The organism is Asticcacaulis solisilvae (genome assembly GCF_017875235.1).
In the GTDB taxonomy this organism is placed as follows: Bacteria; Pseudomonadota; Alphaproteobacteria; order Caulobacterales; family Caulobacteraceae; genus Asticcacaulis; species Asticcacaulis solisilvae_A.
Genome location: NZ_JAGGMI010000010.1, coordinates 39,002 through 56,817, shown reverse-complemented (window position 1 = coordinate 56,817; position 17,816 = coordinate 39,002). Strand labels below are relative to the sequence as shown.

General features: G+C 61.2%; 21 protein-coding genes. 5 read left to right on the top strand and 16 right to left on the bottom strand.

Annotated features, from left to right (window positions below):
* Positions 1-23: 23 nt before the first annotated feature.
* Entirely contained in the window at positions 24-779 is a 756-nt protein-coding gene (locus J2X24_RS16090; protein WP_209723958.1) for a hypothetical protein, read from the top strand.
* Positions 780-857: 78 nt separating this feature from the next.
* Complete coding sequence (locus J2X24_RS16085) at positions 858-1,478, top strand: GyrI-like domain-containing protein (protein ID WP_209723956.1); 621 nt, start codon at positions 858-860, stop codon at positions 1,476-1,478.
* On the opposite strand, the gene ribF is transcribed toward J2X24_RS16085, so the two are convergent.
* Together ribF and J2X24_RS16075 are read right to left on the bottom strand one after the other, a co-directional pair.
* On the bottom strand, positions 1,450-2,472 hold the full coding sequence (gene ribF, locus J2X24_RS16080; protein WP_209723954.1) for a riboflavin biosynthesis protein RibF: 1,023 nt from the start codon (positions 2,470-2,472) through the stop codon (positions 1,450-1,452). The two genes, J2X24_RS16085 and ribF, sit on opposite strands and share 29 nt — an antisense overlap.
* Positions 2,473-2,482: 10 nt before the next feature.
* Positions 2,483-2,905: a MaoC family dehydratase gene (locus J2X24_RS16075; RefSeq protein WP_209723952.1), complete on the bottom strand. Its 423-nt coding sequence runs from the start codon at positions 2,903-2,905 to the stop codon at positions 2,483-2,485.
* Positions 2,906-3,274: 369 nt separating this feature from the next.
* On the opposite strand from J2X24_RS16075, the gene J2X24_RS16070 reads away from it, so the two are divergent.
* Positions 3,275-3,661 carry a response regulator gene (locus J2X24_RS16070; protein WP_192618472.1) on the top strand — a complete coding sequence of 129 codons (387 nt, stop codon included), beginning with the start codon at positions 3,275-3,277 and terminating at the stop codon, positions 3,659-3,661.
* Between the two features lie 29 nt (positions 3,662-3,690).
* Positions 3,691-4,617, top strand: a complete 927-nt coding sequence (locus J2X24_RS16065) for a protein phosphatase CheZ (protein WP_245344753.1) — start codon at positions 3,691-3,693, stop codon at positions 4,615-4,617.
* A 131-nt stretch (positions 4,618-4,748) separates the two neighbouring features.
* Here J2X24_RS16065 and J2X24_RS16060 read toward each other — a convergent pair whose 3' ends face one another.
* The 10 genes from J2X24_RS16060 to J2X24_RS16015 form a co-directional block, all read right to left on the bottom strand.
* Positions 4,749-5,621: a TIGR01459 family HAD-type hydrolase gene (locus tag J2X24_RS16060; RefSeq protein ID WP_209723948.1), complete on the bottom strand. Its 873-nt coding sequence runs from the start codon at positions 5,619-5,621 to the stop codon at positions 4,749-4,751.
* A gap of 66 nt (positions 5,622-5,687) precedes the next feature.
* Positions 5,688-5,996: a type II toxin-antitoxin system RelE/ParE family toxin gene (locus J2X24_RS16055; RefSeq protein ID WP_209723946.1), complete on the bottom strand. Its 309-nt coding sequence runs from the start codon at positions 5,994-5,996 to the stop codon at positions 5,688-5,690.
* On the bottom strand, positions 5,980-6,198 hold the full coding sequence (locus tag J2X24_RS16050; protein ID WP_209723944.1) for an addiction module protein: 219 nt from the start codon (positions 6,196-6,198) through the stop codon (positions 5,980-5,982). The genes J2X24_RS16055 and J2X24_RS16050 overlap by 17 nt, the downstream gene beginning before the upstream one ends.
* 41 nt (positions 6,199-6,239) lie before the next feature.
* On the bottom strand, positions 6,240-7,511 hold the full coding sequence (tipF, locus tag J2X24_RS16045) for a flagella assembly cyclic-di-GMP phosphodiesterase TipF (RefSeq protein WP_209723942.1): 1,272 nt from the start codon (positions 7,509-7,511) through the stop codon (positions 6,240-6,242).
* A gap of 119 nt (positions 7,512-7,630) precedes the next feature.
* Positions 7,631-8,125, bottom strand: a complete 495-nt coding sequence (locus J2X24_RS16040) for a response regulator (RefSeq protein ID WP_209723940.1) — start codon at positions 8,123-8,125, stop codon at positions 7,631-7,633.
* A gap of 189 nt (positions 8,126-8,314) precedes the next feature.
* On the bottom strand, positions 8,315-9,175 hold the full coding sequence (locus J2X24_RS16035; protein ID WP_209723938.1) for a M23 family metallopeptidase: 861 nt from the start codon (positions 9,173-9,175) through the stop codon (positions 8,315-8,317).
* Positions 9,154-9,372 (bottom strand): DUF2093 domain-containing protein, encoded by a 219-nt coding sequence (locus J2X24_RS16030; protein WP_209723936.1) that lies wholly within the window; start codon positions 9,370-9,372, stop codon positions 9,154-9,156. Before J2X24_RS16030 ends, J2X24_RS16035 begins: the two co-directional genes overlap by 22 nt.
* A 37-nt stretch (positions 9,373-9,409) precedes the next feature.
* On the bottom strand, positions 9,410-11,035 hold the full coding sequence (gene xseA / locus J2X24_RS16025; protein ID WP_209723934.1) for an exodeoxyribonuclease VII large subunit: 1,626 nt from the start codon (positions 11,033-11,035) through the stop codon (positions 9,410-9,412).
* Positions 11,036-11,069: 34 nt separating this feature from the next.
* The gene (locus J2X24_RS16020) at positions 11,070-11,822 is read right to left on the bottom strand and encodes a Bax inhibitor-1 family protein (protein ID WP_209723932.1); all 753 of its coding nucleotides are present in this window, start codon (positions 11,820-11,822) and stop codon (positions 11,070-11,072) included.
* A 63-nt stretch (positions 11,823-11,885) separates the two neighbouring features.
* Positions 11,886-13,244 (bottom strand): glycoside hydrolase family 27 protein, encoded by a 1,359-nt coding sequence (locus tag J2X24_RS16015; RefSeq protein ID WP_209723931.1) that lies wholly within the window; start codon positions 13,242-13,244, stop codon positions 11,886-11,888.
* Positions 13,245-13,393: 149 nt separating this feature from the next.
* Here J2X24_RS16015 and purD point away from each other — a divergent pair, with 149 nt between their 5' ends.
* On the top strand, positions 13,394-14,659 hold the full coding sequence (gene purD, locus J2X24_RS16010) for a phosphoribosylamine--glycine ligase (protein ID WP_209723929.1): 1,266 nt from the start codon (positions 13,394-13,396) through the stop codon (positions 14,657-14,659).
* A 150-nt stretch (positions 14,660-14,809) separates the two neighbouring features.
* Here the strand turns inward: purD and J2X24_RS16005 are convergent, their stop codons facing one another.
* The 4 genes from J2X24_RS16005 to J2X24_RS15990 all read right to left on the bottom strand — a co-directional run bounded on the left by J2X24_RS16005 (position 14,810) and on the right by J2X24_RS15990 (position 17,791).
* Positions 14,810-15,322: a hypothetical protein gene (locus J2X24_RS16005; protein WP_209723927.1), complete on the bottom strand. Its 513-nt coding sequence runs from the start codon at positions 15,320-15,322 to the stop codon at positions 14,810-14,812.
* A gap of 66 nt (positions 15,323-15,388) precedes the next feature.
* Entirely contained in the window at positions 15,389-15,700 is a 312-nt protein-coding gene (locus tag J2X24_RS16000) for a hypothetical protein (RefSeq protein ID WP_209723925.1), read from the bottom strand.
* 1 nt (position 15,701) lies between these two features.
* The gene (locus tag J2X24_RS15995) at positions 15,702-16,742 is read right to left on the bottom strand and encodes a glycoside hydrolase family 5 protein (RefSeq protein ID WP_209723922.1); all 1,041 of its coding nucleotides are present in this window, start codon (positions 16,740-16,742) and stop codon (positions 15,702-15,704) included.
* Entirely contained in the window at positions 16,742-17,791 is a 1,050-nt protein-coding gene (locus J2X24_RS15990) for a glycoside hydrolase family 5 protein (RefSeq protein WP_209723920.1), read from the bottom strand. The genes J2X24_RS15995 and J2X24_RS15990 overlap by 1 nt, the downstream gene beginning before the upstream one ends.
* Between the last annotated feature and the right edge of the window lie 25 nt (positions 17,792-17,816).

Genomic DNA, 17,816 nt, shown 5'->3' with positions numbered 1-17,816 from the left:
AAGATATGTGGCGAGGGAATATCGTGGAACAGACGGATCAGACTCCCCGGGCAATTCCCGACAGCGTGACGATCTGCATTACCAGTTGCGGCCGCCTGGACCTCCTGGAAAAGACGCTGGAGACCTTTCAACGCTACAATACCGGCGGCAAGTATATCGTGTCGGAAGATTCAGCCGATGAGGGCGTGATTTCGGCCGTCAAGGCGCGCATGCCCTACGCCCAGGTGCTGACGGGTGAGGGCCGCACGGGGCTGATGACCTCGATCGACCGCCTTTATTCGGCGGTGGAGACGCCTTATCTTTTCCATCTGGAAGATGACTGGGCGTTCGACGGCCCGGTCGACTGGGAAGGGGCGCTGGCGGCCTTCGAGGCCAACCCCAGGATCACCAATGTGACCGTCCGGGCGTTTGACGAGATCAAGGGCAAATACCGCCGGCGCTCGACGCCAGAAACCTATGCTGGCCGTGAATTCGCGCACATCAGTCCCAAGGCGCATCCGGAGTGGTTCGGCTGGTCGCCCAATCCTGGCCTGTTCCGCACCGAGATCTATCATCGCTATAAGCCGTTCAACCGCGTGACGCCCGACCGCATGTCGGCCATCATCAAGGAAGTTGGGACCCAGGCCTTCCTGTTGCCCGGCGTGGCGCGCCATATCGGTCATGGCCGCAATGTCTCCGACCCTGGCACGGCGCCGCGTCCCAAGACCAAGATCGGCAAGTATATCCGTTTCTGGAAGTACCAACTCTACTATGCCGGCATTCTCAAGTCGCCGTTCTGATGGGTAAGAGGTGCTGCCGTTTTTTTGCAGCGCGTGGGCGCATTTTGAAGTCAGTTCAGACACTTTCAGGATGCGTCCATGTCCAAGATCGATTTCAAAAACGAATATAAGTCGCTCTACAGCGCCCCGTCGAAGGACTTTGTCCTGGTCGATGTGCCGCCCCTGCCGTACCTGATGTACGATGGCGCGGGTGATCCCAATACGGCGCCGGAGTATAAGCAGGCGGTCGAAGCGCTCTATTCGCTGTCCTACACGCTGAAATTCATGTCGAAGCGCGCCTTTGATCGCGACTATGTCGTGGGCCCACTGGAAGGGCTGTGGTGGGCGAACGATATGGGGACTTTCGTGACACGGCAGAAGTCGAAATGGTCGTGGACCATGATGATTTTGCAGCCCGACTGGATTACCGCCGATCACGTCAGGGCGGCGCTCTCCGAAGTTATGATGAAGAAGGGGCTGCCGGGCGTGGAGCAGGCGCGGCTGGAAGTGCTGGATGAAGGTTTATCCGCCCAGATACTGCACATCGGTTCATACGATGACGAAGGCCCGACCTTGAAGCGGCTGCACGACGAGTGGCTGCCGGCCAACGACCTGAAGGAAACCGGCAAGCATCACGAAATCTATCTCGGCGATCCGCGCAAAGTGGCGCCGGAAAAGCTCAGGACCTTGCTCAGGCAGCCGGTGAAGCGGATTCAATAAAGAATGCCCGTGCTTTTGCGGCATCGTCCGCGATGGCGGTTTTCAGTTCGTCGAATGAGGCAAACCTGGCTTCCGGACGGATGAAATGCAGCAGTTCGGTTTCGACGACTTGGCCATAGACCTCTTCCGCGAAGTCGAACAGGTAGGTTTCCAGCAGTTCGATGTCGCCGCCGACCGTCGGGCGGACACCGATATTGCTGACCCCGTTGACGACGCGACCATCACCGAAGCGTGTGCGCGTGACATAGATGCCGTAGCGGGGGCGAAGATAGCTGCCCAGCTTCAGGTTGAGCGTCGGGAAGTCGATGGTGCGGCCCTGCTTGGCGCCGTGGATGACTTCACCCAGATAGGCCTGCGGGCGGCCAAGAATTTGCGTCGCGCGCGAGACATCCCCGGCCAGCAGGGCTTCACGTACCGCTGAAGACGACAGCTTGTTGCCGGCGTCGTCGGTCTGGCAGGGCAGGATGTCGGTAGTGTAGCCGAAGCGCCGGCCGAACTCGGTCAGGTCCTCGGCCTGGCCCTGGCCGCGCTGGCCGAAGCGGAAGTCGAATCCTGCCGACACATGGCTGAGACGGAGTTGCTCGGCCAGGATCAGCCTGGCGAAGTCTTCCGCCGTCAGTTGCGACATACGGCGGTCGAAGTCGAGCACATAGGCATAGTCGACGCCGAGCGCGGCGAATGCCCGCAACTGCTGCGACAGGTCCATCAGCCGGAAAGGTTTGCCTTCCGGATGAAACAGGCCCTGCGGGTGCGGCTCGAAGCAGATGACGGCGGAGGGTTTCCCGTTGGCTTTCGCCGCGGCCACTGCCGTGGCGATGACCTGTTGATGTCCCGTATGAACGCCGTCGAAACTGCCGATCGCCGCCGCCGCGCCGTCGGGCAGGTCCGAGGCTCTGGGCTCAGCATCGTCCTGCACATAGCGTTGCGCATCCAGGCTGAGGTGGTGAATCTGGATTCCAGCCGGACGCAGGGCAGGGGGCAGGTTGGGAAACATGAGGCTTAACTTAAAGACGTTTCGGCGCGATGACGACGGCCGTGCCGTCGACAAAGGTCTTGTTGCGCACCTTGACGACGGTCGACAGGGTGACGTGGCCCGACTTCAGGTCGATGTCGGTAATGGTCACGGTGACCGTGACTTCGTCGCCCGGGCGCACGGCGCGTTTGAAGTTTAGCGACTGCGAGACATAGATGGCGCCCTGGCCCGGCAGCTCTCCGGCCAGCGTCGCGGAGATATAGGCGCCCATCAGCATGCCGTGGGCGATGCGTCCCTTGAACGGAGACGCCAGCGCGAAGGCTTCGTCGACATGGACCGGGTTGTGATCGGTCGACACATCCGCAAACGCGTTGATGGCGGCATCGTCGACCGTGAAGACGCGCGATGCCGTCTGTTCCAGGCTCAGTTCGTCGAGATAATAGGCTGTGCTCATAAGGCGTCCCGCAAGATGAATGTCCATCTAGAGCGATATGCCGAAAAGTGTAAGCGGTTTTCGGCAAAATATCGCGACGAACGACAAAACCAGCGCGTCATGATGCGCTCGTCTTGGTCTTGGGGCGAGGCAAGCCAGAAACATGTCCTGCGCCGGGACAGGGCGGCAAGTTTTATGTTTTATCGTCCGTATTTGTTTGCGACTTTCACCATATTTCGTGGTTAATATAGCTTATACTATTGAAATATATCAATAAATTTCAAAAACGACCTTAACCTGATTTTATCCACTTTGCTTCATATTGGCTCATGTCTTATCCGAAGGGCCCGCACGTTGCGGGTTCACTTAGAAAAAGTGGGGCGTTCACTCATGGCCATCGATATGTCCATGCCGGTCCTGGTCGTTGACGACTACAAGACCATGCTGCGGATTATCTCGAACCTGCTGAAGCAGTTGGGTTTCGAGAATGTTGAAGAGGCTTCGGACGGTACCGAAGCGCTCGAAAAAATGAAAAAGGGTTCCTACGGCCTGGTCATTTCCGACTGGAACATGGAACCGATGACGGGCTACGAGCTGCTGCTCAAGGTTCGCGCCGACGACGGTCTGAAGCGGACGCCGTTCATCATGGTCACCGCCGAAAGCAAGACCGAGAACGTTATCGCCGCCAAGAAAGCCGGCGTTAACAATTACATTGTTAAGCCATTCAATGCCGCGACTCTCAAGCAGAAGATCACGGCTGTTCTCGGCGAGTTCTAAGTCTCTTTTTGGAATACAACATTATGGCCATGCCAGCAGAAAAACGAGACGCCATTGATGCGGGGGATTTCGATCCCGCGATGGTCGGCGAGCTCGAACCCAAGCTGATCAATTTGATGCAGCAGTCGGAAGCGCTGGTCGCCCTGATGCGCGGCTTCTTTCAACAGCTGGACAAGCGCCGGTCTGAGGAATTCAGCATCATTGCCGGCTATATTGCCAAGGCGAAGGAAGAGATCCGCGAAATGCGTCCGCACGACATTTCGCAAGATCGCATCCCGACCGCCGGCGCTGAGCTGGAAGCGATCACCCGTGACACGGAAAACGCTACCCACGCCATCATGAATTCGGCCGAAGCCATCATGGGCTACGACGGTTCCGACCCGGACTACAAGTCCAAGGTCGACGACGAGGTTATGAAGATCTTCGAAGCCTGTTCGTTTCAGGACATTACCGGCCAGCGTGTGTCGAAGGTGGTCAACGTCCTGAAGCAGATCGAGGAACGTGTCGGCCGCCTAGCCAGCACGCTCGGCATTGATGATGGTGCGCCGAAGGAGATGTCCGCGGAAGAGAAGCGCCGTCACGACCTGCTGCTGAACGGTCCTGCCATCGGTGGTCCGGAAACGAAGCAGGACGCCATTGACGCTATGTTCGACGAGGCTCCGGCGGCCCCTGCCGTGACGCCCGACGCACTGGCCGCCAAGGCGCCAGAATCGAAACCTGAACCGGCTCCGGTCGCGAAGGCGCCCGAACCGGCCCCTGCGCCCAAGCCGCAACCGGCTCCGGCCGCGAAAGCGCCTGAAGCGCCCAAACCTGCTGCCCCGGCACCCGCGCCAGCCCCTGCGCCGGCAGCCGAGGAGAAGAACAGCCAGGACGATATCGACGCCCTATTCGACATTGCCCCGGAAGACATGGGCAAGACGAACAGCCAGGACGACATCGACGCCCTGTTCGACTAAGTCCTGAGTTTGGAGCCAGGAAACGCCTGAAATAACAAGCAAAGACGCTGACAAGCGGCCTTAGAGAGCCGCAAGCGGATATATTGCGATGGTGCGAGAACGCGGTGGCCGATGGCCACCGCGTTTTTGCGTTACCAGCGCAAGGCTTCGGCGACGTAGCGCGCCTTAGCGGTCTCAACGTCCAGAAGCTTCTTGAGCAGCAGCGGATCGAGCTTGCCGCTATCGTCGGTGGCTTCCAGCGCATGGATGCCGGCGGCTATGAACAATAGGTCCAGACCCTGGCCATTGGCGCCCAGCACGTCGGTCGGCAGGCCGTCGCCGATGGCCAGAATCCGCGACTTGTCATGCGCGCGGCCGGTCTGGCGGTCCAGTTCGGCATAGCACATGTCGTAAATGGGGGCGTAGGGCTTGCCGGCCATGATGACTTCGCCGCCCATGGAGGCATAAAGATCGGCGAGGGATCCGGCGCAGATGATGATCTTGTCGCCGCGTTGCACGACCTTGTCCGGATTGGCGCAGATCATGACCTGGCGGTTCTGGACGGCGATTTCGAACTGCGGGCGGTACTGCTCGACCGTGTCGGTTTCGTCATTATAGGGCGAAGTGCACGAGATGAAGGCGGCGGTTTCCGGCGTGCCGTTAAGGTCGATATCGATGCCTTCGTAAAGCGACTGTTCGCGCGGATCGCCAATGCGCCAGGCGGGGCCGGTCGGGGCAAATTTGCGCAGATATTCGCGCGTGGCATCGCCGGAGGAAATGACGGCTGAGAAGCCGTCCTCCATGATGCCCAAGCTGGCCAGTTGCGCGACCAGGCTGTCGCGCGGGCGCGGAGAATTGGAGATCAGGACGACCGGTCCGCGTTCGGCCTTGAAGCGCTTCAGCGCCTCATAGGCAGGCGGGAAGTGCTGGCGGCCATTGTGGATGACGCCCCAGATGTCGCAGAAGATGGCATCATACTGGTTGGCGACGGCCGACAGGCCGGACAGCAGTTCGGGTTGGGACATTCCACACTCGCAATAGGGGTTACAGTTGCGCGCTGTTTAGCGAGTGGAGCAGGGCAGGGGAAGGGGTTAAAGCCGCTTTTGCCAGATCAGCGGATCACGGCTCGAATGGAAGCAGGACAACACATATAGGACATTTTCTTCTTCTCTGAAGAAAATGAGGTAAGGAAATCGGCCAATCTGAGATTTGCGAACTTCGCCGCGAACGACGGGGTAACGATAAGGATTGGCGGCGACGCGCGTCAGTTGCTTGTCGAGCACTTCACGAAAACGAACGCCCAGACCCTTTGCTTCGGTCTCGTACCAATTTTGGACATCGATAACTTCCTGCCGGGCGGCAGGAGTAAAGACAATTCCAGCATTAAGGTGCCCGGGCAATCAACTCGACCTTCAGATCGTCCCAAGACACTGCTTCTTTGATATCTTCGTCAAAAGTTGCGATACGGCGATCCAGTTCGGCGAGTTGAGCGGGCGTCAGCGGAATGTCTTTATTTTCGATGCTATCCCACAGTTCACCGATAAGCTCCAGTCGCTCTGCGACGGTGAGCTGATTGATCTCTTCTGGCGTCAGGATACCCATGAGAGCAATCTACATCAGAATTGTTGGAGCAGCAAACCGCCTCAGGCCCGGCGGCGGACCTGGGGCAGGGTGGACTTGATAAAGCCGGCGGGCGGATCGGTCTCGGCCAGAACCTGTTCCTTGATGGCGCGCGGTTCGCCGAACAGGTGGCCCTGGGCGTAGCCGATTTCGAGATCGAGGATGTCCACGACCTGCTTTTCGTTTTCTACCTTCTCGGCCACGACCTCGATGCCGTAGCGCGCCAGCAGCGAGGCATAGTCGCCGGCATGAATGTCCTTCATGAACTTCAGGACCGGCTTGCCTTCGATATTCAGCAACTGGTCCAGCAGGATGCCGGCGCTGACCTTGACGAAGCGGACGTCCGAACGGTGCAGGTCCTGCAGGTCGAAATCGATGCTCATGACCTTGTCGATCGAGAAGCGGAAGCCGAGATCGGCCAGCTTGGCCATGTTGCGCGCCTCGACCGAGCCGCGCGACGCGAACGCGTCCTGGCCCAGTTCGAAGATCAGCGCACCGGCGAGATCCCGATTCTCATTGAGGAATTCGAGGAACTGCGGGAAGAAGGTTTCGTCACGCAGCGAGGTCAGCGAGATGTTGCAGAAGATACCGATGCGGCGGTCCTGCTTGGCCAGGCGGCGGACGATCTGCACGCAGCGGAACAGGAGCAGGTTATCAATCGATGGCACAAGACCTTCGGCGTCGGCGACGTTCAGATATTCCGCTGGCATCAAGACGCGGCCCGACACATCGCGCAGACGCGAGAAGCTTTCGTAGAAGATGGTCTTGCGCTGGGGCAGGCTGACCACCGGCTGAAGATACAGGTCGACCCGGTTCTGCGTAAGAGCTTCACGGATCGTCTCGATCAGCGCCAGGCTCTGGGCTTCGCGGGCATTGCGCGGCTGGGTCATGACAGCCGGCGCTGCCTGCCATTCGGCCAGGCGGTCCTCGATGCTTTCGCCCAGCTTCTTGACCAGGTCTTCGAGCATGCGGACTTCGGAGGTCAGTTCTTCCGAGCGCGAGGTGCGCTGGTTCTGCACGCGGTCAGCCAGCTCGATCATGTCCTTCTGCGTCGAATCGATTGCATCGACCATCAGCCGGTGTGCCTCGCGGACCTGCTCGATGTCGCGGGTAACGCGCATCTCGACCAGCCGCTGACCGACGAAGACGTGAAAGGCGACGCAGACGCCGAGGCAGCCCAGCATGGCGGCGACCGCGGTCGCCGGCTCGGACGCGCCGTTGTACAGGGTCGCGCCCAGGCTGGCGGACAGCAGAAGATAGGTGCCCATCAGCAGGACTGGGGTGAGTTTTCTCATCGAGGCTTCCGTGGCCGCAGATCGGGCGCAGATAGAATCACCGCGCTACTATGAGATGATTTGCGTGTCCCGCAAAGGGGCTTGTTAACTATTGCCCCGCGCCTTCGGATCAAGGCTCTCTAAATCATGCCGTCGGTCGAGCGGCGGAACGGGCCCGCATAGGACTGGTCGACGATGCGGCGGCGGTCCGGACCGAAGTAGTTCCGGCAACGGATGAACGGGCGGGGACGCATGATGACGCTGTCCAGACGGCCAAGCAAGGCGCGGGCGGTCAGGGGCTTCACGACGAATTCGTTGACGCCGGCGTCTCGGGCCTGGATGACGCGCGAACGTTCCGAATGGCCGGTGATCATGATAATCGGCAGGTACGGGTTGGTGCTGTCGGTCGCGTTGCGCAGCATCTTGGTGAATTCGACGCCATCGATCGGGTCCATGTTGAAATCGACCAAGGCGATGTCGGCGGGAAACTGGCGCAGCATGTCGAGCGCTTCCGCGCCATCGCGCGCTTCGCGGACATTCCGGATGCCGGAGCCTTTCAAGATGGCGCCAACGATCGATCGCATGTGCTGGTTGTCTTCAACCAGCAGGATTTTCAAACTGCTGTAATCGGCCATGACCCTGGTCGAAGCGTGTGCGGTGACGGGCGCCTTTGACTGATATTATGATACGGCGCGATTCGCTGTTATGAAGAACAGCGTAACATTTTCAAGCGAATAATTCGCCTGCCGGTAAAAAGACAAGCCATTTTCGGCAAGCCGGTACCCTCACGCTTACGGAAGGCGGCGGATGGCGGGGCGGCAATCTTAGGTTGTTACCATCAGGCTTGGGTCCATGCGGCGGTCACCCCACTTGAGCCGCCAGCACAGATGCGGACCCGTGGCGCGGCCGGTGGCGCCGACCTTGCCGATGACCTGGCCGGGATAGACGCGCTGCCCCGTCCGGACCACGACTTCCGACTGGTGGAGGTACATCGAGATCAGGCCCTGGCCATGATCGATGAAGACGAGGCCGCCTTCGTAGAACATGTCCGGTTCCGCCAGCACGACCAGGCCCGATTGCGGCGCGCGAATCGGCGTGCCCGCGGGCGCGGCCATGTCGAAACCGTAGTGCGGAGCACCCGGCGTGCCGTTCAGGATGCGTTGGTTGCCGAAACGGCCGGACACGCGGAAATCGCTAAGCGGAAACTGGAAGGGCTTGCGGAAACCGTCCTCAAGGGCGCGGCTGGTAAAGGCCAGGTTTTTCCGCTCGGCGTCACGCTTGATGCGCTCAAGGACATCGGGTTCGGTCGGCGTCACCGTCTGCTGCGGCAGTCCATCAACGCGTTGGATGTCGTAGGCGGTAGGCGCAATGGCCAGCATGACGCTGGTCGTCCGGCCATGATCCTTGACGCTGATTCGGCAGGAGGAGGCGGAATCGCGGTCGAAGCCGACATAGAACCAGCCGTCATCTGCAGCGCGTCCGCGCGGGCTTCCATCGACCCAAAGCTCGGCGAACGGCGCGCCCTGGCCGACGCAATAGCCGCCCTGGACGAAGCGCCCCTTCAGGTTGAAGGGCAAGGTGGCGTCGAATTCCGGCGTAGCCATGGCAGGCCAGGCAGCCGCCACACCAAGGCCGCTTAAGCTTGCAAGAAGATGTCTGCGGGTCAGGCCTTCAGGTTTTTCCATCGGGCCGTGGCTTCCTCGGGGCCTGCATAGGCCTCCTGCGTGCGGGGATTCCAGTACTTCAGCGCCTCCAACGGGATCTGGCGGCCGGAAACCGCGCAGATGACGAACTTGCCGGGCCGCATGACGCTGTATTCGCCGTCTCCGTACTGGAGGACGGCCTGGCCGGGCAGGAGGGGCTGAGAGGAATGCATGTTCATCCCATGAACATATGACGCCCGGCGGCGCTAATCAAGGTCAGAACAGGCTGCCCTGTTGAGGCGGCGGGCCAGGTTTTTTGACCACAGGCTTGGGCGCGGGCGGGGCGCCTTCGCCGACTGTGACGTCCAGCTTGCGGCTGCCCTTGAAGGTCAGTTCCAGCCCTTCGCCGGCCGACACCATGTCAGGCGCGGTGACGAGCTGGCCGTCCTTGCGATTGACCCGGGCAAACCCCAGTTCCAGCGGCCGGTCGGGATTGAGGCTGAGCCGCAGTTGGTCGAGGCCCTTCAACCGGTCGGCGTGCCGGCTCAAGGACCGCGTTATGGCTTCGCCAAGACGCTGTGACAGTTCCGGCAGGCGCTCGCCTTTTTGCATTGTGGCTCGGCGCAAAGATTCGTCCATGCGGCGGGTAAGATCCGGCAGGCGTTCGCCCTTGGTCGTGGCGATGCGTTTCAGCCCGTCGCCCAGACGCGCGGTCAGTTGCGGCAGGCGGGCGTGGCTTTCGGTAAGGGCCAGCTTGCGCGTCATGGCGGCCGCCAGCCGCTGCGACAGCTGTGCCAACTGGTCGGTCTTCAGCCGTTGCGGCTGCTCCAGCAGGCCCGGGCGGAAGCGCGCCGAGGTGCGTTGCAGCGCGACGTGGTGGGCATTGAGATTGGCGCTCAAAGCCCCGCTCAGACGGTGAGCCACGAAGTCCAGCCGCTGCTGTGCTGTGTCGATCAGCTCCTGCGGCTTGGGCAGGGCACGGCTCAAAAGCGCGACGCGCTCACGGCGAACTTCCATTATTCTGGAAATGATTGTCTGGCGGCGTCGCTCCAGGTCGGATACGAAGGCGCGCAGTTCGCCCAGCACCGGCGTCGCCATTTCAGCGGCGCCCGTCGGTGTCGGCGCGCGACGGTCGGAGACGTAGTCGATCAAGGTGGTGTCGGTCTCATGGCCCACGGCAGAGATAACCGGGATAGTGCAGGCGGATACCGCACGCGCCAGGCCTTCGTCGTTGAACGGCCACAGATCTTCGACGCTGCCGCCACCGCGTGCCACGATAATGACGTCGGGCCGGGGCAGGCCGTTTTCACCAGCTTCCAAGCCCTTCAGGGCGCGGATCACCTGCGGCGGAGCCGTGTCGCCTTGCACGACGACCGGCCAGACGATAACGCGGCATGGCCAGCGGTCGCGGATGCGGTGCAGGATATCGCGAATGACGGCGCCGGTCGGTGAGGTGACGACGCCGATGACCTTGGGCGCGAAAGGCAGGGGACGCTTGCGATCGGCGGCGAACAGGCCCTCGGCGTGCAGCTTTTGCTTGAGCCGTTCGAGCTGGGCCAGCAGGGCGCCGACGCCCGCCACTTCCATTTGTTCGATAACGATCTGATATTTTGATGAAGCCGGAAATGTTGTGATGCGGCCGGTGACGATGACTTCAAGGCCGTGGTCGGGCTGAGCTTGGAGGCGCGACACCTGGCCCTTCCAGACGACGCCATCGATCGCCGCCTTGTCGTCCTTGATCGTCAGATAGACGTGGCCCGACGAATGACGCGTGACCTTGGAGATCTCGCCACGCAGCCGGACGTGGTCATAGGTGGTTTCAAGCGTACGCTTCAGCGCGCCGGCCAGCTCCGAAACGGAGTAGGGAGCGGCATTGGATGATTCGGTCAGCAGATCGGCCATGCGGCTTTTTAGGCCGCGGCATTAATGCTGTCCATCAATCACTGAGCGCGTCGAGCAGTTCCAGCAGCAGGTTGATGATGTCGAGATAGAGCTCGATGGCCATGTGCGTCGCCGCCTGCCAGGTATTTATGCCCGCGGCCTGCTTGGCGGCCAGCATGTCGAAGTCATAGAGCAGGTACGTGGTAAAAAGGATAACGCCAAACAGGGCGCCGATGCGCTGCAGCCAGCGTGGGATATTCATCAGCAACCGCACTATTGAGAAGACGATCAAGGCTAATAGCGCCAGCAGCAGGTAGTTGCGCAGGAACGACATATCCATGGGATAGTGGTGGGTCACCATCGCGGCGGCCAGCACGATCATGACGGTCAGGCCCAGCGCGTTGGCGCCGAGATTTTCGTCGACATTGATCAGGGCGATGGCGATGACGGCGCCCGTCAGCAGGGACCAGCCGGCGAAAATCAGGGTGGAAACCAGCAGGGATTGATGCTGCCCCCAGAACAACAACAGCAGGAATAGGACGATACTGCTCATGGCGAAAGAACCGCTGACTCCGGCCAGCGCGCCTCTCTTGATCACCAGATCGACCTGGCCCTTATCGTTGGTCTTGGCCGTCAGCCAGTCGACGCCCTTGCGGTGAAAGGCGCGAATCCGCGACAGCGTCACCATGGCGCCCAGCCAGGTGATCAGCAGCTGCACGGCCAGAATAAAGAAGGTCTTGCTTTGTAATGTCGGGAAAAACTGGCTGAGCGCCGCCCCCAGGACATCACCGTTCCAGTCGCCCCCCATAGGCCCCTCCCGACGGATGTTTCCGTGAGGAGAAGCCCAATGAGGAATTTTGTCAATACAGCGTTATGCGATAGCCAGGCGGTAGAGTGCGCTGCCGTGCGCCGGCAGGTCGGCGCTAACGCGGCCCGTAACGGTGCCAAGCGACTTGCGTGCCCACAGATCGCTGACCTTTACGGCTTTCAGGCCGAGATATTTCAGATCCAAGCCGACGGCCTTCGTCTTGTCGGTCGTGTTGAACAGGGCGAGATAGATGTCGCCGTTTTCAGCCTTGGCCGTCCAGATGCGCATGCCATCATTGACGAACCACGGCTTGTTGTCGTGGCTCTTCTGGTTGACGGCCAGAACTTCGGGATTGGTCAAAAGCGCCAGGGTCGGTGCATCCAGGTGACGCAGGTCACCGCCCATGATCAGTGGCGATCGCGCGATCGACCACAGGGTCATCAGGGTCTGCTGCTCGTCGGGCGTGAACTTGGTGTCGCGGTTGCCGAGCGCCAGGCGGCCCAGCGGCAGCATGTCGGCGTCGGGCCAGCGGCCGGGCAGGCGGTGTTCATTCCAGTTTTCCAGGCGCGTGAACTGCTCGTCGAGCAGGCGCCATTCGTCCCAGAAGTCGTCGCTGATCCGCCACATCTCGGCGTACTTGGCCACGTGAGCGTGGCGGGCTACTGGCGTTTCGCCGGGTGACAGGCTGAGGATAATCGGCCGGCCGGTAGCGACGATCGCCTTGTGCGCCGCTTCGATTTCGGCGGCGTGGGCGTCGTAGGGCCGGCTCATATCGTCCATCTTGACGAAGTCGACGCCCCACGAGGCATAGAGGCTGAAGACCGAGTTGTAATAGGCCTGCGCGCCCGGCTTCGACATGTCGACACCGTACATGTCGGGGTTCCACGGGCAGGTGCTCGACGTATCGGCGATGTCGCGCGCGCGGTATTGGGTGCCAAGTACGGGCAGGTTTTTTTCGACCGCCAGACGCGGAATGCCGCGCATCAGGTGGATGCCGAAACGCAGGCCCAGGGCGTGGACCTGCTTGGCGATGGCCGTAAAGCCTGAGCCGTTGGCCGAGGACGGAAAGCGGTTGGGCGCGGGGATCAGCCGGCCGTAGCCGTCCATCGACGGCACGGGGTTGCTGTTATAGGTGTAACTTACGGCCTCGGGCTCGTACCACTGGATATCGATGGTGAAGATGTCGTATCCGGACGGCAAGAGCTTATCGGCCATGATCTTGGCCGTTTCCAGCGACTGTGCCTCGGTGATGGTGGTGGCGAAGCTGTTCCAGCTGTTCCAGCCCATGGGCGGCGTCGGCGCTAAAAGCTTGGCCTTGGCGGCGGCGGTGGATGTCTTGGGGGCCGCTGACGCAGGCAGGGCGGCTGCCAGGCCAAAAAGCCCCGTCGCCGTCAGAGCGGCGCGGCGGTTCATATCGGTCATATGAGGTTCCTAATGATTGTGTTTCACAACAAGCGTTGAAAAACGCGCTGATTTTTCCTCGTCTTTTCTTATTGTCAGACTATTGCAGGTTTTGACGGGAATGACAAACCTCTTGACCTCGCGGCGTGCATGAGAGAAGCGAAGCGCCCATGAACATCCTGCTGATCGGCTCGGGCGGCCGCGAACACGCCCTCGCGTGGAAGATTCGTCAATCGCCCTTGTGCGAGCGTCTGGTCATCGCGCCCGGCAATCCCGGCATGGCGGCCTTGGGCGAATGTCATCCGATAAAGGCGACCGATGTCGAAGGCCTGACGGCGCTGGCGCGGGAGATACGCGCCGACCTCGTGGTTGTCGGCCCCGAAAGCGCGCTGGCCGAAGGCATTGCCGACGCGTGCAAAAAGCTAGGTATACCGTGCTTCGGTCCGATGCGGACGGCGGCGCAGCTCGAATCGTCCAAGGCCTTCACCAAGGACTTCTGCAAGCGCCACAATATCCCGACCGCTGCGTCCGAAACCTTCACCACGGTCGCCGAGGCGCGCGACTTCCTGAAATCCTATCAGCCGCCTTACGTCATCAAGGCCGATGGCTTGGCCGCCGGCAAGGGCGTCGCTATTTCGCCGGACTATCAGGACGCGGTCGCCGAGATCGAAGCCATGCTGGGTGGCCGTTACGGTCCTGCCTCGAGCCAGATCGTCATTGAAGAGTTCATGACCGGCGAAGAGGCTTCGGTATTTGCGCTGTGCGACGGCGAGACGGCGCTGCTGTTTGGCTGGGCCCAGGATCACAAGCGCGCCTTCGACGGCGATACGGGGCCGAATACTGGCGGCATGGGCACCTATTCGCCGGCGCCGATCGTCACGCCGGACCTGCTTAAAGTCACCGAGACCGAAATCCTCAAGCCGACCATGGCCGGCATGAAGGCTGAGGGCAATCCTTATACCGGCGTGCTCTACGCCGGTCTGATGATCGAAGGCGGCCGTCCGCGCCTGGTCGAATACAATGCCCGTTTCGGCGACCCAGAATGCCAGGTGCTGATGCTGCGCCTGAAGAGCGATATCGTGCCCTATCTGGTCGCCGCGACCAAGGGCGGCCTCAAGGACCTGCCGGCGCCGCAATGGCATGACGAAGCGGCGGTTTGCGTCGTCTACGCCGCCAAGGGCTATCCGGACAGCCCGCTGACCGGTTCGCTGATCCGCGGCGCCGACCAGGACTTCGGCGACGATGTCACGGTCTTCCATGCCGGAACGGTGCGCGGCGACGACGGCGCGCTCAAGGCTGCCGGCGGGCGCGTGCTGAACATCTGCGCCCGTGGCAAGACGATCCATGAAGCGCGCGACAAGGCCTACGCGGCCATCAATCAGATCGATTGGCCAGGCGGATTTTACAGAACGGATATTGGTTGGAGAGCCCTCTGACTCTCCTCCCTGTCGCGTAGCGATGGGGAGGGGGACCGCAAGCGTAGCGCAGCGGTGGTGGGGCCTACACCTCCCGCGTTACCCCCCACCGTCATCTTCGCTGACGCTCGATGCCACCTCCCCATTGCTTCGCAACAGGGAGGAGGGAGCTTAGCGGGTAATCTGCGCGTATATATCCTGCGCCCAGATGATGATGCCGTCGAACAGATTGGCGTTGATATAGACCGACAAAAGCAGGCCCAGCGTCGCAATCATCAGGTGCAGCAGGATCCAGAAATGGTTCAGCCGCACGCCGCGCAGCCAGTGACCCCGGCGCTTGTGCGCGGCCTTGGCGGTGGTGAAGATGTCTCCCAGTGGCTCGCCAGGCAGCAGGCGATCGAGATAGGCCTGGCTTTCGCGGATAATCTCCATATGCAGCGAAAAGCGCTCATAGTGCTTGGCGCAGAAGGCGGCGCCGAACAGCCCCAGGAACATCAGGAAAAGTGTCAGCGGCAGGTCGGCCTGGGTCAGCTCATGGCGGGTGATAAAGCCGACGACCGCCGCCGAAATCGCGATAATCGCGCCGGACACGGCCGAGCGCTGCGTCTCATTATGCCGCGCGTGCAGCCAGCTTTCGCGGCTATATTCCCGCACGGTTTCGCACAGTTCGTGTTCGGTATCCATCGCGTCACTTCCCCTTGCGCCGAGCCTAGCACAGACAGACAGCAGCGCCAGGCCTTACACCTATTGTCACGCCTCGATCATGTACGTGAACGGCTTACCGCGCGATTCGGGCTCCCAGCCGTCCGCGATCGCCTTGCCGATCTGGACGGCGACGTCCTGCTTGGAGACCTTGGGGCGCTGGGCGTGGCGGCTGGGTTTGGGGAATGGGTATTCCAGCAGAAGGACCTTTTGCGGGTTCTCGTCATGCTGGACCGAGATGCACAGCCCCTTGGCGCCATCCACCGTCGCCCATTGCGGTTCGCGGTGGATGTGCCAGCGGTATTTGACGCCGTCAACGACCGCGACGTCTTCCATCGAACGTTTGGCCTTGGCGACCATGCTATTTTCCTTTGGGAACCAGCGCGTCGCGGATCGGCTTGACCCATTGACGCTTGTCCTGGTCCCATACGCCAAAGCTGGTGGCGCCGCCATCCCAATACCAGTAGGCGCGGGCAAAGCCACGGTCGTCGGCGGCCTTCGACACGGCCTTCGTCCAGGCGACGCGGTCTTCCATGCGCGCGTTCAGGCCATAGACGCCGTATTCGCCGAGCAGGATCGGGCGCTTATTGGCCTTGGACCAGGTGACGACCTTGTCGAAATCGGCATTGATGGCGGCCACCTCTTCCGGCTTGCCGGTCCAGCGCACGTCCTTGAGCGCCATGATATCGGCTGGCGCCCACGACGCGCCCTGGTGCGTGAAGGGGAAGGGCGAATAGTAGTGGAAGGTGGCGATCAGGTGACGGTCATTGGCCGGCAGTTGCAGCACGGCCAGCTTGTCGATGCTGTTCCATAGGGTTGGACCGACGACGACGTTGCGCGTCGGATTGGTCTCGCGGATAATCGAGATCAGGTCGGGCACCCAGGCATTCCAGATCGCGTCGTCGACCTGGCCGTTGGGCTCGTTGAGCAGTTCGAAGACGACGCTGTTCGGCGCGTCCCGGTAATGCTCCGACAGCTCGTACCAGGTCGAGGCCAGCTTGTCGGCGCACGAATCGACGTTCTTGGCGCAGTATTCGAACATGTGGACGTCGAGGATGACGTCGAGGTTCTGCGCCGCCGCCAGGTCGATGACAGTGTCGATCTTCTTCAGATAGGCGGGTGTCAGCTTGCCTTCGGCGGTCAGGTGGTCAAAGGCGAACAGGGGCACGCGGATATGGGTAAAGCCAGCCTTGGCGGCTTCCTCGATATCCTTTTCGCGAAACTTCGTCTCGCCGTCTTTCCACCACGGATCGTAGCCGCCGATGATATTGATGCCGGCTCCCAGCCGCGCGACCTGCGCTTCAGGGGTGATTTCGGCATAGGCCGTCTTGCCCTTGTAAGTGTCAGCCTGGGCCGCAAAGGGCAGGGCCATCAGCGCCGCGGCAATGAGGAAGGCTTTCATCACTTGGTCTCCGGAACCAGCGCCTTGAGGATCGGCTTGACGAAGGACTGGGTCTTGAAGTCGTAGAGCAGGAAATCGCTGGAAAACTGCCAGTAGCCGAAGGCGAAGCCGTACTTTTCGGCGGTGCGGGCGACCGTCGAGGTCCACAAGACGCGGTCTTCCATGGCGGCCGCGTCATAGGCGCCGAATTCCCCCAGCAGCACCGGGCGGTCATTGGCCTTCGACCAGTCGGAGACAGCTTTGAAATCGGCATCGACCTGGGCGATCTGCTCTGGCGTGCCGAAGCGGATGTCCTTCAGCTTGGTGATCTCAGGCGGCGCCCATGCGGCACCTTGGTGGGTAAAGTGGAACGGATCGTAATAGTGGAAAGTGGCGATGATGTGCCGGTCGTCTTCCGGCAGCTTCAAGTCCTTCAGCGTGTTGCGGCTGTTCCACTGCACGCCGCCGATGATGACATTGCGCTTGGGGTTGGTCTTGCGGATGACAGCCAGGACTTCGGGGAAGGTGGCGTTCCAGGTGGCGGCGTCGAATTGACCGTGCGGTTCGTTCATCAGTTCGAAGACGACCGTGTTCGGCTCGTTCCTGTAGCGCTCGGCCAGTTGTGACCAGACGGCCTTGAGTTTGGGCGTGCAGGCGGCAATATCCTTGGAGCAACTGTCGAAATCGTGCTCGTCGAGAATGACGGTCAGGCCGTTTTTCTTGGCGTTGGCGACGACCCAGTCCAGGCGGTTCAACCACTTCGGATCGAGCGTGTTGTCGCCATCGAGGAACTTGAAGGTGAACAGCACCACGCGCACGGTCGAAAAGCCGGCGGCCTTGATCTCGGCGAAGTGCTTTTCGGTGTAATTGCCCTTGCCGCCGTCCTGCCAGAACGGATCATAGCCGATGATATTGACGCCCCGGCCCATCTGGCGGACCTGGTCGTGGGCGGAGATATCACTGAATTGCGAGACCGTCGGCGGCGGATTGGGCGCGGGATTGTCGGCGTGGCCGGATGAAGCGGCAAGCGCGGCCGCCAGACAGACGCCGGTCAAGAGCGATTTCAGCATGGTCTCCTCCGAATTCTTATATCGA

What these genes read in the sequence shown, in the direction of transcription:
- J2X24_RS16020 (WP_209723932.1), bottom strand. Translation starts at nt 11,822, where the DNA reads ATGGGGGGCGACTGGAACGGTGATGTCCTGGGGGCGGCGCTCAGCCAG.
- J2X24_RS16000 (WP_209723925.1), bottom strand. Translation starts at nt 15,700, where the DNA reads ATGGTCGCCAAGGCCAAACGTTCGATGGAAGACGTCGCGGTCGTTGAC.
- J2X24_RS16015 (WP_209723931.1), bottom strand. Translation starts at nt 13,244, where the DNA reads ATGACCGATATGAACCGCCGCGCCGCTCTGACGGCGACGGGGCTTTTT.
- J2X24_RS16065 (WP_245344753.1), top strand. Translation starts at nt 3,691, where the DNA reads ATGCCAGCAGAAAAACGAGACGCCATTGATGCGGGGGATTTCGATCCC.
- tipF (WP_209723942.1), bottom strand. Translation starts at nt 7,511, where the DNA reads ATGAGAAAACTCACCCCAGTCCTGCTGATGGGCACCTATCTTCTGCTG.
- J2X24_RS16030 (WP_209723936.1), bottom strand. Translation starts at nt 9,372, where the DNA reads ATGAACATGCATTCCTCTCAGCCCCTCCTGCCCGGCCAGGCCGTCCTC.
- purD (WP_209723929.1), top strand. Translation starts at nt 13,394, where the DNA reads ATGAACATCCTGCTGATCGGCTCGGGCGGCCGCGAACACGCCCTCGCG.
- J2X24_RS16040 (WP_209723940.1), bottom strand. Translation starts at nt 8,125, where the DNA reads ATGGCCGATTACAGCAGTTTGAAAATCCTGCTGGTTGAAGACAACCAG.
- J2X24_RS16085 (WP_209723956.1), top strand. Translation starts at nt 858, where the DNA reads ATGTCCAAGATCGATTTCAAAAACGAATATAAGTCGCTCTACAGCGCC.
- ribF (WP_209723954.1), bottom strand. Translation starts at nt 2,472, where the DNA reads ATGTTTCCCAACCTGCCCCCTGCCCTGCGTCCGGCTGGAATCCAGATT.
- J2X24_RS15990 (WP_209723920.1), bottom strand. Translation starts at nt 17,791, where the DNA reads ATGCTGAAATCGCTCTTGACCGGCGTCTGTCTGGCGGCCGCGCTTGCC.
- xseA (WP_209723934.1), bottom strand. Translation starts at nt 11,035, where the DNA reads ATGGCCGATCTGCTGACCGAATCATCCAATGCCGCTCCCTACTCCGTT.
- J2X24_RS16075 (WP_209723952.1), bottom strand. Translation starts at nt 2,905, where the DNA reads ATGAGCACAGCCTATTATCTCGACGAACTGAGCCTGGAACAGACGGCA.
- J2X24_RS16035 (WP_209723938.1), bottom strand. Translation starts at nt 9,175, where the DNA reads ATGGAAAAACCTGAAGGCCTGACCCGCAGACATCTTCTTGCAAGCTTA.
- J2X24_RS15995 (WP_209723922.1), bottom strand. Translation starts at nt 16,742, where the DNA reads ATGAAAGCCTTCCTCATTGCCGCGGCGCTGATGGCCCTGCCCTTTGCG.
- J2X24_RS16005 (WP_209723927.1), bottom strand. Translation starts at nt 15,322, where the DNA reads ATGGATACCGAACACGAACTGTGCGAAACCGTGCGGGAATATAGCCGC.
- J2X24_RS16050 (WP_209723944.1), bottom strand. Translation starts at nt 6,198, where the DNA reads ATGGGTATCCTGACGCCAGAAGAGATCAATCAGCTCACCGTCGCAGAG.
- J2X24_RS16070 (WP_192618472.1), top strand. Translation starts at nt 3,275, where the DNA reads ATGGCCATCGATATGTCCATGCCGGTCCTGGTCGTTGACGACTACAAG.
- J2X24_RS16060 (WP_209723948.1), bottom strand. Translation starts at nt 5,621, where the DNA reads ATGTCCCAACCCGAACTGCTGTCCGGCCTGTCGGCCGTCGCCAACCAG.